Source organism: Pseudomonas fluorescens (assembly GCF_900215245.1).
GTDB lineage: Bacteria > Pseudomonadota > Gammaproteobacteria > Pseudomonadales > Pseudomonadaceae > Aquipseudomonas > Aquipseudomonas fluorescens.
Genome location: NZ_LT907842.1, coordinates 4,675,788 through 4,688,112 on the forward strand (window position 1 = coordinate 4,675,788; position 12,325 = coordinate 4,688,112).

Consider the following 12,325-nt stretch of genomic DNA (forward strand, 5'->3'; position numbering starts at 1 on the left):
GGTTCTGGAACAACTGCACGTCTACCTCTTGGAACTAGCCGTTGCGCGTAAACGGCGCGGTCGCGAGCCACCTCAGCAGGTGGGCTTGATCATCACTGCCCACCCCCATCAGCGAACCCAACGGTGTGCCGTCGGCGCCCAGTAACGGCCCGGCAACCGCGACGGCCAAAGGAAACCCTTGCCCTTCTTTGACCGTTCACGCCCACCGGCGGCCTACCCATTTGATACACGGACTTGATAGCGAGGCATGTCTGTACAAGACAAGGTTTGGGTATCAATGTAACCCCTCGCGTCAGCTAACGTCGGTTGGCTCACGGTCCTGCTTCCATCTGGTTTTACAACGCGATAGGCGTTGGCCTGACCGACCAGGTTGCCATAGCTGTCGTAGTGACCGCCGCATGGCCCTGCCTCAATTCGATAACCTTTGTAGTCTTCGACGAATGCCATGGTCATGTTCCTTGCAGGGTGGGTTGACCACGTCAGACTAAGAAGCATCGCAGGGAGCGTCTACTGTGAAAACTAACAGGCTCTCAGAACAAACGGCGATAGGTTTTATCGCAAGGCACGCTTGACGAATGAGGCGCGACGCTTGGCCTCACGGCGTCCACGTCTGCACCGCCTGCGCATCCACCGCCTGGGGTAACAGCCCCGCCTTGAAGAACGCATCGGCAATCTTCTGCTGTTCACCCAACTGGTCCACCGTCACCGGCTGCACCTCATAGCTGCGGTGCGCATTGGCGGCTTCAACCGTGGCCACGTCCAGATTGCCCCACAGTGGGCCGAGCACTTTCGCGGCGTCCTGCGGGTTGGTTTTCAGCCATTTACCGGTTTTTTCCAGCTGCTCATACACCACCTTCAACACCTCGGGGTGCGCCTTGGCGTAAGACGTGCCGGTCAGGTAATAGCGCTTGTAACTGGCCAGCCCGGCGCCATCGGCGAGGGTGCGCGTCGGTAGCTGGCGTTGCACGCTGGTGAGGAAGGGTTCCCAGGTGACCCAGGCGTCGACCTTGTTGTTTTCGAACGCTGCGCGACCATCGGCCGGTGACAGATAGGCCGGCTCGATATCCGAAAAGGCCAGGCCGGCCTTGGCCAGCGCGGCGATCAATAAGTAGTGGGTGCCGGCCGCCTTGGTCACCGCGATTTTTTTGCCTTTCAGGTCCGCCAATTGCTGGATCGGCGAGTCCTTGCGCACCACGATGGCCTGGGCTGACGGCGAGGGCGCTTCCTGGGCGAAGTAGGTGAGCTTGGCCTGGGCCGCCTGCGCGAAGATCGGCACGGTGTCGGCCACGTCAGCGCTGATGTCCACGTTGCCCACATTCAGGGCTTCGAGCAGCGGCAGGCCGCTGGGGAACTCGTGCCAGCTCACACCGATATCGTCGGCTTTGAGGGCTTTTTCCAGGGTGCCCTGAGTTTTCAGCAGGGTGATCAGGGTCGAGGACTTCTGGTAACCGATGCGCACGGTTTCCTGGGCTTGTGCGCTCAGGGCGACGGAACAGGCCAGCAGCCCGATAACAAGGGCGAGGGGACGACGAATAGGCATGGTGCGCTCGATTTTCAGCGAAATATCTTCAAGCTTAAAGTTCTAAAAAGCATTCGATAAATACTCTTTTGATCTGAGCTTAGGTGGCTTTTTTGAGGTTTCGGCGAATCGGGCATAACCATAGAATTATATCGTTCTTTCATAATAGGAGATTATTAATATAAGTTTTAGGCCTGAATCTATTCTGCCCCGCTGCCAAGGCTTCCCATGACAACCAGCCGCCAAATCCACTTATCCGCCTTCTTGTTGAGCGGTCCCGTGGTGCACAGCCACGCGGTGTGGCGCCACCCTGAAACCGTCGGCAATTACCTTGACCCCGCGTATTACGCTCGCGTGGCCAAGGTGGTAGAAGAAGGCCTGTTCGACTTCCTGTTTTTCGCTGATCGCCTGGCTGTGGGCGACCAGATGGGCGGCTCGCGTGAGTTCGCCTTGCGCTACGGCGCCCAGGACGCCACGCGCCTCGACCCCTTACCGATCCTTTCCTACCTGGTCGGCCAAACCACCAAACTGGGCCTGGGCGCGACCCGCTCCACGACCTACTACGAACCGGCGCATATCGCCCGCGAATTCGCCACGCTCGACCACCTGTCCAAGGGCCGTGCGGCCTGGAATATCGTGACCTCGATGAACGACAGCGAAGGGCGCCTGTTCGGCAAGGACAAGCACCTGGAACACGACCTGCGCTACGACCGCGCGGATGAATTTGTCGAGGTCGCGCTGAAACTCTGGAACAGCTGGGGCGAGGGCGCGCTCAAGCTGGACCGCGACAGCGGCGTGCTCGCCGACCCTGCGCTGATCCAGTCGGTGCAGCATCAGGGCGACTGGTTCAAGGTCGAAGGCCCGCTGAATATCCCACGCACGCCCCAGGGCCGGCCGGTACTGATCCAGGCGGGTTCGTCCGGGCGCGGTCGGCGGTTTGGCGCGCGCTGGGCCGAGGCGATTTTCACCATTCACCCACACCTGGCGGCCATGCGCGCCTTCCGCGAGGACGTGCGCGCCCAGGTGGTGCAACAAGGTCGCGATGCCGACAGTTGCAAAGTGCTGACTGCGGTAATGCCGTTTATTGGCGGCAGCGAAGCCGAGGCACGCGCCAAACGCGACACACACAACGCCCTGGCGCGGCCCGAGTTGGGCCTGGTGACACTGGCTTCGCAGCTGAATGTGGACCTCTCGCCCTTCCCGTTGAACGCCACCTTGGCCGAAGTGGCGCGGTCGCCATTGGTGCACGCCGCTGCCGCCGAAAAGCTGCTGATGCAGGGGCCCGAAATAACCCTGGAACACCTCGGCCGCATCTTTGCCAGCAGCGTGCGCGTGCCGCAATTGGTGGGCACCGGGGCGCAGATCGCCGATCAGTTAGCCGAGCTGTTCGAGCAAGGTGGTTGTGACGGGTTTGTGATTTCACCGGGCTACTTGCCGGGCTCGTTCAGCGAATTTGTCGAGAGCGTGATTCCGCATTTGCAGCGCAAAGGGCTGTTCCGCACGGCGTACGAAGGTTCGACGCTGCGCGAGCATCTGGGGCTGGCCGATCTCACTAACTGATTTGATAAAAGGGATATTTCGCATGCCAGCTTTTGATCACTTAACCCGCCGCCGTCTGCTCGGCCTGGCCGGCATCACCCTGGCCAGCCCCTTGCTGCTGTCCCTGCCACGCCTGGGCCTGGCAGCCAATGAACAGGCGGGCCACAACACGCCACAGGAGCCGGCCGGCACTGGCGAGTTTATCCGCCTCGATGCGCCACGCTCACTCAAGCTGGCGGTCAACCTCAATGCGGTGTGCCTGGCCCCGGTGGTGATTGCCCACGGCCAGGGGTTCTTCAAGAAGCACAACCTTGAGGTTGAACTCGTCAACTTCGGCAACTCCACCGAAGTGCTGCTCGAAGCCATCGCCACCGGCAAGGCCGATGCGGGCGTGGGCATGGCACTGCGTTGGCTCAAGGCGCTGGAGCAGGGCTTTGATGTGAAACTCACTGCCGGCACCCATGGCGGTTGCCTGCGGTTGCTCAGTGCGGTGAACGGCGGCGTGACGAAACTGGAAGACCTCAAGGGCAAGGCCATCGGCGTCACCGACATGGCCAGTCCGGACCGTAATTTCTTCTCGATCCTGCTGAAAAAACACGGCGTCGACCCGGTGCGCGATGTCGAATGGCGCCTGTACCCGGCCGACCTGCTGGGCACCGCTCTGGCGCGCGGCGAAGTGCAGGCGGTCAGCGGCAGTGACCCCTTCATGTACCGCTTGATAAAGTCCGGCGTGGCGCGCGAATTGTCCACCAACCTGGTGGAGGAATACGCCAACCTCAGCTGCTGCGTGGTGGGCGTTACCGGCAAGTTGGTGCGCGAAGACAAGCGCGTGGTGGCGGCGCTGACCCAGGCCATTCTGGAAGCCCACGATTATTCCGTGCAGCACCCCGAAGCGGTTGCCAAGGGCTTCCAGGCCTATGCGTTGAACACCTCGACCGAAGAAGTGCAGGCGATCCTCCACGATCACACCCATGGCCACCATGCGGTCGGCGCGGCGCTGACCCAGGAAATCACCACCTACGTCACCGACCTGAAAACCGTGGAAGTCATCAGCAAAGGCACCGATCCGGTGGAATTTGCCAAGGAGATCACCGCTGATGTCTTCAGTTGATACCACGGCCTTGAACCCGCCTCTGGCGTTCAAACTCTGGTGGCAGGGCGTAAGCGTGGTGGCTGCCTGGTTGGCGGTTGCCGTGTTGATCAGCTATTGGCCCAACGCGACGCGCCATTGGCCGCTGACTCAGGGGCTGGCAAACCTGTGCGTCGGTGTGGCCGTGCTGTTTATTGGCTTGAGCCTGCTCGGTCGGCACGTTTCGACACTGGGTCGACGGTTGCGCAATGCCGGGCCCTGGCTGCTCGCGTTGCCGGTGTTGCTGGGCATCTGGGAACTGCTCACGGCCAAACTGGCGCTGCTGCCGGTGCCGTTTTTCGCGCCGCCCCAGGCGTTGCTCGCGGTGTATCTCGAAGACTACGCACGCCTGGCCGACAGCCTGTTGCATTCGGCGTTGCTGCTGGGCTCGGGCGTGGCGTTGGGGGCGGCAACCGGCTTCGTCGCGGGGGTGGCGATTGGCTGGTCCACGCGGATCGGCTACTGGCTGCACCCGGTGTTGCGCATCCTTGGCCCGGTGCCCTCGACGGCATTGTTGCCGCTGTGTTTTTTCCTGTTCCCCAGCAGTTGGAGCGCCAGCGTTTTCCTGATCGCCCTGGCCACCTGGTTTCCGGTCACGGTGCTGACCTGGTCCGGCGTGGCGAGTGTGGATAAAGCCTATTACGACGTGGCGCGTACCCTGGGGGCCAAGCACGCTTTTTTAATCTTCAAGGTGGCGATTCCCGCCGCGTTGCCCCATGTGTTTGTCGGCCTGTTCATGGGCCTGGGCGCCTCGTTCTCGACCCTGGTAGTGGCGGAAATGATGGGGGTGAAATCCGGTATCGGTTGGTACCTGCAATGGGCCCAGGGGTGGGCGGCGTACGCGAACATGTACGCGGCATTGTTGATCATGGCGCTGGCGTGTTCAGGGTTGATCACCGGGTTGTTCGTGGTGCGTGATCGGTTACTGGCCTGGCAGAAAGGAGCGATGAAATGGTAGCCCTGGCACACGCGGCATCGACATCGGCATCGACGGGGCTGGCGTTGCGCATAGAACAGCTGAGTCACGGCTTCGCCTTGGACGGGCAACACCTGCCGGTGCTGGAGCGGGTTTCGCTGGACGTAGCGCCGGGCGAATGTGTGGCGCTGCTCGGGCCTTCGGGGTGCGGTAAATCCACCTTGCTGCGCCTGGTTGCCGGGTTGGAACCGGCTGACGTCGGCAGGGTGTTGGCCGATGGCCAACCCATTGTCGGCCCGGACCCGAGCCGGGTGGTGGTGTTCCAGGACCCGACCCTGTACCCGTGGCGCCGCGTGTGGGACAACGTGGCGCTTGGCTTGGAGGCTCAGGGTTTACTCAAGACGCATGCGTTCAAGGTGGATGAGGCATTGGAAAAGGTCGGCCTTGGCGCGTTTGCCCGTGCGTATCCTCGGCAGCTTTCCGGCGGCATGGCGCAGCGGGTGGCATTGGCGCGCGCGTTGGTCAATCAGCCACGGTTGCTGATCCTCGACGAACCGTTGGGCAAACTTGATTCATTGACCCGCATCACCATGCAAAAGGAACTCATCGACCTGTGGCAGCGCCAAGGCTACACGGCGCTGCTGGTGACCCACGATGTGGAAGAAGCCTTGTTGCTGGCCAACCGTGTGATTGTGTTCAGTGACCGCCCGGCGACGGTTCAGGCGCAGTTGAGCATTGATCGACCTTACCCGCGGCACCGCGATGATCCTTATTTGGTGGACCTGCGCCGGCAGATACTGGGCCTGCTGGGGTTGGGCGAGAGCTGGTAGTCATGACCGCGTTTTCTTCAGCCGCGATAACGCAGCGCTTCCACCCGCCACGCAAACGCCGGCGAAGCCTGTCGCCGGCTTGGGTAGTACCCAGGCCAAACCCATCCGCAGCGGCCTTGAGCAGTTGTTACGCCACCGCGCCGTGACCTCAAACCTGCTCCTCTTCGCGCAACTGCACACTCAAATCATCACAACTCTGCGCCCAGTCGCTCAGCCACTGTGGCATAGGCGGCGACGCCTCGGCCAAGCCCAGCTCGCGCAAGAGCTCGGCCGGGGGCAGGGTGCCCTTGGCTGATTTAAACAGCCCGCGCATCACCACCACGCCCACCACTCGACCCTTGCTGACAAAACGGTGTTCCATCAGGCTCCATTTGTGGTCCCAGCCGAGCATTCGGGTGTGCACCTCGAACACTTCGAACAGCTTCAACTCGCGGCGAAACTTGCCCCAGGTATCGCCGACGATCGGCAACGCCTTGTTGCGCAGGGCCACGCGAAACGCGCCGGTGCGCAGTACAAAATCCATGCGTGCAACGTCCGCCAGGGAGAAATACCGGCCATTGGTGACATGCCGGTTGATATCCAGGTCCAGCGGCCATACGCGCATGCGCACCACGGTGGTTGCCAGGCCATGGGCGGGCTTGCGCCAGGGGCGGCGGGACAACATGAACAGCAAGCGAAACCAGAGATTCATAAAAGCGCCAGGCAGTTGATCAAGGGCCGCACTTTACGGGCCCGAGATCGGCTAAAGTAGGTGCGCAAATGACTTATTTCATGCCAAAAACGCACGTGGGCGCTTTTATGCACATTACCTTGCTGCTGGCGGACCAATGCTCCGCCGCCAGTGCGACCCTGGCCCTGGAAATGCTCAGTGCCGCCAACCTGTTTGCCGACCACCCGCCGTTCGAGATCGTGGTCGCGTCCCTCGACGGCCAGGCCGTGGACGCCTGGGGCGGGCAGCGTTTGCAGGTGGCGTGCGCCGTTGCGCAGGTGCGCCAGACCGACCTGATCCTCATCCCCGGTTTCCTCTTTACCCTCAAAGAGGCTTTGCCGACTTTTTCTGCCTACGGCCCCTGGTTGCGAGAACAGCATGCCCAAGGGGCCGTGGTGGCGTCGATGTGCACAGCGGCGTTTTTGCTCGCCGAGACCGGCCTGCTGCAAGGCCTGCGGGCCACCACCCACTGGGCATTCGCGGAGTTGTTCCGGCGCCGTTATGCCGGCGTGGTCCTGGATGACGGGCAGATCCTCTGCGAAGAAAACCGCGTAATCACCTGCGGTGGCGCGAGCGCGGCGATGGATTTGATGTTGCACCTGATCCGCCGCTTCGGCTCACCGGAGCTGGCGCATACCTGTGGCAAATACCTGCTGATCGACAACGTGCGCACCGAGCAGTCGGTGTATGCGATGTGGTCGTTGCCCAAGAGTCATGGCGATGGCGAAATCCTGCGGGTGCAGCATTGGCTGGAACAGCACTTTGCCCAGGCGCTGGTGATTGACAACGTGGCCCGGCGTTTTGGCTTTGGCGTGCGCAATTTCAAGCGGCGTTTCAAGGAGGCGACCGGCTATACGCCCATCGCCTATGTGCAAACCCTGCGTCTGGAGCGCGCCAAACAGATGCTGGAGTCGACGCGCATGACCCTCGACAGCATCACCTACGCGGTCGGCTATGAAGACAGTAACTCGTTCCGTCGTCTGTTCCGCCAACGCGTGGGGATGCTGCCGGCGGCGTATCGCAAGAAATTCCTGGTGACGTCGGGCTGAGTCAACGGCGCAGCTGCGGCTCACTTTCAATGCACGCCACCAGAAACTCCATCACCGCTTTCACCAACGGTGAGCGACGGATATCCGGGTACACCGTGAGCCAGATATCGCGCACCGGGCCGTCGCTGGCGGTGGGCAGTCGCGCCAGCAGCGGGTCGTGATCGCCCACCAGGGTGGGCAGCACCACGGCGCCAACGTGCGCGCGGGCGGCCATCTGCTGGGTGATCAGGTCACTGGCGGCGAATACGATTGGGCGGTGGCCGCGCAGTTGGTGCAGCCACGCTTGTTGGGGCAGGTGGTCGCGGCTGCTGTCGTAGGCGATGAAGGTCCATTGAGCGGCCGGTAGCCGGTTAAGTTCAGGCGCGCTGTAGAGCCCAAAACGCACCACGCCGACCTTGCGGCGCACCAGTGCGTCTTCGTCGGGGCGCACCGTGCGCAAGGCAATATCGGCTTCGCCCTTGTCCAGCGCGGCAAGCTGTGTGGAGGGCATCAGGACCAGGTTCAACTGCGGGTACTGGGCGCGCAACCGCGCCACGTGAGGCGCGATGCAATGGTTGGCGATGGACGGCGGGCAACTTACCCGCACGGTGCCGGCCAGTTCGATGGAGGCGACGCGCGACAGGCGTAGCACTTCGGTGGCCATCTCGCCCATGCCAGCCGCCAATTCTGCCAGCGCCAGGCCTTGGGCCGTGAGCGGGCGGCTGCGGGGCAGGCGGTCCACCAGTTTCACGCCGAGGGCTTTTTCCAGCGCGTCGACGCGGCGCCCGACGGTGGCGTGTTCCACCTGCAACTCGCGGGCGGCCGCCGACAGTGACTGGGTACGGGCCAAGACGGTGAAGTAATACAGATCCTGCCAGTCGAACATCGGGTTATTTCCGCACAGAGGCTGGGAGAGAGTGGGGAATATTCCAGCCGATCAAGTCCTTTTACCATGGCCGCTTCCCAGTGCAAACGGAGTTGTCCCGCATGAAAGCCATCACCCTGCAAGCCTACGGTGGTCCCGAAGTCGCCCAACTTTGCCACCACGTTGCAAAACCCCAGGTCACGGCCGGGCATGTGCTGGTCAAAGTGGCCTGCGCCGGGATCAATTTCATGGACATTCATACGCGCCAAGGCAAATACGCACACTCTGCCACTTACCCGGTGCGCCTGCCGTGCACGTTGGGTATGGAGGGCGCCGGTGTGGTGGTGGAGGTCGGCCCGGGCGTGAGTCATCTGGCCGTGGGCGACCGTGTGGCCTGGTGCATCGCCTGGGGCGCGTATGCCGAGTACGCCCATGTGCCGGCCGACAAAGTCGCGCAGATTCCCGGCGCCATTACTTTCGATCAGGCTGCAGCGGCGATGTTTCAGGGCTGCACGGCCCACTACCTGATTGACGATGTGGCCCGTTTGCAGGCGGGCAGCACCTGCCTGGTTCACGCGGCATCCGGCAGCATCGGGCAATTGCTGGTGCAAATGGCAAGACGGCGCGGGGCGACGGTGTTCACCACCGGCAGCACCGCCGAGAAATGCGCGATTGCCCGGCAGCGCGGCGCGCATCAGGCCTGGACGTACGAGGGTTTTGCCGACCACGTCCTGCGCGCCACGGACGGGCGCGGGGTGGACGTGGTCTTCGATTCGCTGGGCAAAAATACCTTGCGTGAAAGCTTTCGGGCCTGTCGCACGCGTGGTTTGATCGTTAACTACGGCAACGTCTCGGGATCGTTGACGGACCTTGACCCGATTGAACTGGGGGAGGCGGGCTCGTTGTTTTTGACACGACCACGGCTGGCCGACCATATGGCCGATGGGGCGACCGTGCAACGGCGTGCCAATGCGGTATTTGCGGCGATGCTGGAGGGGGCGCTGACGGTGGAGATTGCGGGGCATTACACCCTGGAGACGGTGCAGCAGGTGCATGAACGCATCGAGGCACGGCAGCAGATCGGCAAGGCGGTGGTGTGGGTGGACCCCAGCCTGGATTAATCAGGGACGAAAAAAAACCGGCTGATCAGGCCGGTTTGGGGTGCCCCGCAAACAGTGCGGGGTTATGCGTTGTTGCCGCGCAGACGGTCCGCACCGCCTTCCGCCAGACCACGTTCCTGCAGACGATCAGCACCGCCTTCAGCCAGACCGCGTTCCTGCAGACGATCCGCACCGCCTTCAGCCAGGCCACGTTCCTGCAGACGGTCAGCACCGCCTTCGGCCAGACCGCGTTCCTGCAGACGGTCAGCACCGCCTTCCGCCAGACCGCGTTCCTGCAGACGGTCAGCACCGCCTTCAGCCAGACCGCGTTCCTGCAGACGATCAGCACCGCCTTCAGCCAGACCGCGTTCCTGCAAGCGATCAGCACCGCCCTCGGCGACACGACGTTCCAGCAGACGATCAGAACCGCCTTCTGCTACGCGGTTACCTTGCAGGCGATCCGCGCCGCCTTCAGCGACAACCGGGTGAGCAAAAGCATTTGCAGCGAGTACCGAGAAAGCGAGGCTAAGCAAGATTTGGCGTTTCATGGTGGTGTGCTCCGAGTGTTTTAGTGGGGGGCCGTTTGGCATGGGTTTGATGTTACGCGTTGGATTTTTTAAGAGAACTTCATTGCGCTGATGGTGACTATCGACGCCAGCGATGGCCCGTTTTGCGGGCCATCGTGGACACGGTCATGGCATCTGCGGCAGTTCCTGAGGGCGCAGGTCAAACACCAGCACCTCGGCATCGTCGCCCTGGCTCAGGCGGATCTGGCGTTCGTCCCGCACGCGGGCGCCGTCGCCTTCCTGCAGGCGCTGGCCGTTGACTTCAACGCTGCCCCGGGCCACATGCACGTACACATGACGATCCGGCGGCAGGTCCAGGGTCGCGGCTTCGTCGCCCTTGAACAGCCCGGCAAACACCCGCGCATCCTGGCGAACAGTGAGCGAGCCCTCGGCGCCATCCGGCGAGATGATCAACTGCAAACGCCCGCGTTTCTGCGCCGCGCTGAAGTGCTCCTGTTGATAGCGCGGTTCGGCGCCGGCCACATTCGGCACGATCCAGATTTGCAGAAAGTGCACGCCCAGGCTCTGGCTGTGGTTGAACTCGCTGTGGGCCACGCCGCTGCCGGCGCTCATCAGTTGCACATCGCCAGGGCGAATCACCGAGCCGGTGCCCAGGGTGTCCTTGTGTTCCAGGGCGCCTTCAAGCACATAGGAGAAAATCTCCATGTCGCGGTGCGGGTGCTGGCCGAAGCCTTTACCGGCCGCAACGCGGTCATCGTTGATCACCAGCAGGTCGGAAAAACCCTGTTCATTGGGGTTCCAGTAGTTGGCGAACGAGAAGGTGTGAAACGACTTCAACCAACCGTGATTGGCGGCGCCGCGTTCCGAAGCTTTGCGAAGGGTCAGCATGGTCTTGTCCTCAAGTGAGCGCGGGCTGCGTGATGCAGGGCGCTTGCGTTGAGAAGAAGGTTAATAGTTACGGATCAATTCATTAAGAAGCTGGAATCTGAATAACTGTCTCTCTGAAGTTGACAGTGAAAGGCATGCCATAATGCCGCCTCGACTTCCTTCTCGATGGACTTTTCTCTTCATGAAAACCGTGGCCATGGCGTTGTTTCCGGACTTCCTGCTGCTCGACATGGCCGGGCCGCTGGAAGTGTTTTCCATTGCCAATCGCTATCTTCCAGCGGCCGCTCACTACCGAATCCTCACGATTGGCACCGAACCCGGCGCATTGCGCGCCTCCAATGGCGTGTTGATACAACCCGACCTGCTGCTGGAGCAGGCCGACGAGGCCTATGACGTGTTGTTGGTCCCTGGCGGCCCCGGTGCCTATAACGAATGCCATCCCGCGCTGCTGCCCTGGCTCAAGGCCGCAGCTGCCCGCGCGCGGCGCTTCGGTTCAATCTGCACCGGCGCCTTTGTACTCGGGCATGCCGGCCTGCTCGACGGCCATCGCGTCACAACTCACTGGCATTACACTGAGCGCTTGATCAAGGGCTTCCCCAAGGCCATCGTCGAGACTGATCGCATCTACTTGCAGGATGGCCGCTTGATCACCTCCGGCGGGGTGACCGCCGGTATCGACCTGGCGTTGTCGATCGTCGCCCAGGACCATGGCAAGCAGGTGGCGGTGGACGTGGCCAAGGTGTTGCTGGTGGTGATGAAACGCCAGGGCGGCCAGGCTCAGTTCAGCCCGATGACCGCTGCCGTCGCGCCGCTGGAAACCGCAATCACCCGGGTGCAGAACCAGGTGTTGGCGCAGTTGGACCAGCCATTCACTGTCGATTCCATGGCGGCGTTGGCAGGCATGAGCGCGCGCCACTTTGCACGGCTGTTCGCCAAGGAGGTGCAAATGACGCCGATGGCCTTCCTGCAAGGCGCGCGCATTGACCGCGCCCGCTACTTGTTGGAAACCACCGACCTGCCGCTCAAGACCGTCGCCTTTCGCGCGGGCTTCGGCAGTGTGCGGCATATGCGCTTTTTGTTCAGTGAAAAGCTCGGGCTAAACCCTACCCAATACCGACAGCAGTTCAGTTAACGCGCGGATGTCCGTCTTGCGCACCTGATTGGCCGTATCGCTCCCTGTGCCAGCATTGTCCTGTCACGGGTAGCTGGCAAGATAACGGCATGCCCATGGAAAAGGATGCGCAAACGCCCAAGGCCGGGTGTTTGAGCGCTTAG

Annotated in this window: 14 protein-coding genes; 7 read left to right on the forward strand and 7 right to left on the reverse strand. The window is 62.2% G+C overall.

Features of this window, described 5'->3' with window-relative positions:
• Positions 1–34 precede the first annotated feature (34 nt).
• From CPH89_RS30730 to CPH89_RS21945, 3 genes are all read right to left on the reverse strand, one after another.
• Entirely contained in the window at positions 35–169 is a 135-nt protein-coding gene (locus CPH89_RS30730; RefSeq protein WP_255311514.1) for a YciI family protein, read from the reverse strand.
• A 44-nt stretch (positions 170–213) separates the two neighbouring features.
• Positions 214–447, reverse strand: a complete 234-nt coding sequence (locus tag CPH89_RS30225) for a hypothetical protein (RefSeq protein WP_139372205.1) — start codon at positions 445–447, stop codon at positions 214–216.
• A gap of 148 nt (positions 448–595) precedes the next feature.
• Complete coding sequence (locus CPH89_RS21945) at positions 596–1,540, reverse strand: aliphatic sulfonate ABC transporter substrate-binding protein (RefSeq protein WP_053255564.1); 945 nt, start codon at positions 1,538–1,540, stop codon at positions 596–598.
• Positions 1,541–1,747: 207 nt separating this feature from the next.
• On the opposite strand from CPH89_RS21945, the gene CPH89_RS21950 reads away from it, so the two are divergent.
• The 4 genes from CPH89_RS21950 to CPH89_RS21965 are packed head-to-tail and all read left to right on the forward strand — an operon-like array spanning position 1,748 to position 5,933.
• Positions 1,748–3,079: an LLM class flavin-dependent oxidoreductase gene (locus tag CPH89_RS21950; protein WP_053255565.1), complete on the forward strand. Its 1,332-nt coding sequence runs from the start codon at positions 1,748–1,750 to the stop codon at positions 3,077–3,079.
• Positions 3,080–3,101: 22 nt separating this feature from the next.
• A complete protein-coding gene (locus CPH89_RS21955) occupies positions 3,102–4,169 on the forward strand; it encodes an ABC transporter substrate-binding protein (RefSeq protein ID WP_053255566.1) in 1,068 nt (355 codons plus the stop codon).
• Entirely contained in the window at positions 4,156–5,145 is a 990-nt protein-coding gene (locus tag CPH89_RS21960) for an ABC transporter permease (protein ID WP_053255567.1), read from the forward strand. The genes CPH89_RS21955 and CPH89_RS21960 overlap by 14 nt, the downstream gene beginning before the upstream one ends.
• Positions 5,139–5,933, forward strand: coding sequence for an ABC transporter ATP-binding protein (locus CPH89_RS21965; protein WP_053255568.1), 795 nt, complete (start codon positions 5,139–5,141; stop codon positions 5,931–5,933). Before CPH89_RS21960 ends, CPH89_RS21965 begins: the two co-directional genes overlap by 7 nt.
• Positions 5,934–6,081: 148 nt before the next feature.
• On the opposite strand, the gene CPH89_RS21970 is transcribed toward CPH89_RS21965, so the two are convergent.
• Positions 6,082–6,624 carry an acyl-CoA thioesterase gene (locus CPH89_RS21970; RefSeq protein WP_053255569.1) on the reverse strand — a complete coding sequence of 181 codons (543 nt, stop codon included), beginning with the start codon at positions 6,622–6,624 and terminating at the stop codon, positions 6,082–6,084.
• A 107-nt stretch (positions 6,625–6,731) separates the two neighbouring features.
• On the opposite strand from CPH89_RS21970, the gene CPH89_RS21975 reads away from it, so the two are divergent.
• A complete protein-coding gene (locus CPH89_RS21975; RefSeq protein ID WP_053255763.1) occupies positions 6,732–7,691 on the forward strand; it encodes a GlxA family transcriptional regulator in 960 nt (319 codons plus the stop codon).
• 1 nt (position 7,692) lies between these two features.
• Here the strand turns inward: CPH89_RS21975 and CPH89_RS21980 are convergent, their stop codons facing one another.
• Complete coding sequence (locus CPH89_RS21980) at positions 7,693–8,556, reverse strand: LysR family transcriptional regulator (RefSeq protein WP_053255570.1); 864 nt, start codon at positions 8,554–8,556, stop codon at positions 7,693–7,695.
• Between the two features lie 101 nt (positions 8,557–8,657).
• On the opposite strand from CPH89_RS21980, the gene CPH89_RS21985 reads away from it, so the two are divergent.
• Positions 8,658–9,656, forward strand: a complete 999-nt coding sequence (locus tag CPH89_RS21985; RefSeq protein ID WP_053255571.1) for a quinone oxidoreductase family protein — start codon at positions 8,658–8,660, stop codon at positions 9,654–9,656.
• Between the two features lie 62 nt (positions 9,657–9,718).
• On the opposite strand, the gene CPH89_RS21990 is transcribed toward CPH89_RS21985, so the two are convergent.
• Both CPH89_RS21990 and CPH89_RS21995 read right to left on the reverse strand, forming a co-directional pair.
• A complete protein-coding gene (locus CPH89_RS21990; RefSeq protein ID WP_081006348.1) occupies positions 9,719–10,183 on the reverse strand; it encodes a hypothetical protein in 465 nt (154 codons plus the stop codon).
• A 144-nt stretch (positions 10,184–10,327) separates the two neighbouring features.
• Positions 10,328–11,050, reverse strand: a complete 723-nt coding sequence (locus CPH89_RS21995) for a pirin family protein (protein ID WP_053255572.1) — start codon at positions 11,048–11,050, stop codon at positions 10,328–10,330.
• Positions 11,051–11,231: 181 nt separating this feature from the next.
• Between CPH89_RS21995 and CPH89_RS22000 the strand changes: the two genes are divergently transcribed.
• A complete protein-coding gene (locus CPH89_RS22000) occupies positions 11,232–12,182 on the forward strand; it encodes a GlxA family transcriptional regulator (RefSeq protein ID WP_053255573.1) in 951 nt (316 codons plus the stop codon).
• Positions 12,183–12,325 lie beyond the last annotated feature (143 nt).

Excerpts from the sequence above, each read along its gene's own strand:
- CPH89_RS21995 (WP_053255572.1), bottom strand. The coding sequence starts at position 11,050 with ATGCTGACCCTTCGCAAAGCTTCGGAACGCGGCGCCGCCAATCACGGT.
- CPH89_RS30225 (WP_139372205.1), bottom strand. The coding sequence starts at position 447 with ATGGCATTCGTCGAAGACTACAAAGGTTATCGAATTGAGGCAGGGCCA.
- CPH89_RS21985 (WP_053255571.1), top strand. The coding sequence starts at position 8,658 with ATGAAAGCCATCACCCTGCAAGCCTACGGTGGTCCCGAAGTCGCCCAA.
- CPH89_RS21965 (WP_053255568.1), top strand. The coding sequence starts at position 5,139 with ATGGTAGCCCTGGCACACGCGGCATCGACATCGGCATCGACGGGGCTG.
- CPH89_RS21970 (WP_053255569.1), bottom strand. The coding sequence starts at position 6,624 with ATGAATCTCTGGTTTCGCTTGCTGTTCATGTTGTCCCGCCGCCCCTGG.
- CPH89_RS21955 (WP_053255566.1), top strand. The coding sequence starts at position 3,102 with ATGCCAGCTTTTGATCACTTAACCCGCCGCCGTCTGCTCGGCCTGGCC.
- CPH89_RS21945 (WP_053255564.1), bottom strand. The coding sequence starts at position 1,540 with ATGCCTATTCGTCGTCCCCTCGCCCTTGTTATCGGGCTGCTGGCCTGT.
- CPH89_RS21960 (WP_053255567.1), top strand. The coding sequence starts at position 4,156 with ATGTCTTCAGTTGATACCACGGCCTTGAACCCGCCTCTGGCGTTCAAA.
- CPH89_RS21990 (WP_081006348.1), bottom strand. The coding sequence starts at position 10,183 with ATGAAACGCCAAATCTTGCTTAGCCTCGCTTTCTCGGTACTCGCTGCA.
- CPH89_RS21980 (WP_053255570.1), bottom strand. The coding sequence starts at position 8,556 with ATGTTCGACTGGCAGGATCTGTATTACTTCACCGTCTTGGCCCGTACC.
- CPH89_RS22000 (WP_053255573.1), top strand. The coding sequence starts at position 11,232 with ATGAAAACCGTGGCCATGGCGTTGTTTCCGGACTTCCTGCTGCTCGAC.
- CPH89_RS21975 (WP_053255763.1), top strand. The coding sequence starts at position 6,732 with ATGCACATTACCTTGCTGCTGGCGGACCAATGCTCCGCCGCCAGTGCG.
- CPH89_RS21950 (WP_053255565.1), top strand. The coding sequence starts at position 1,748 with ATGACAACCAGCCGCCAAATCCACTTATCCGCCTTCTTGTTGAGCGGT.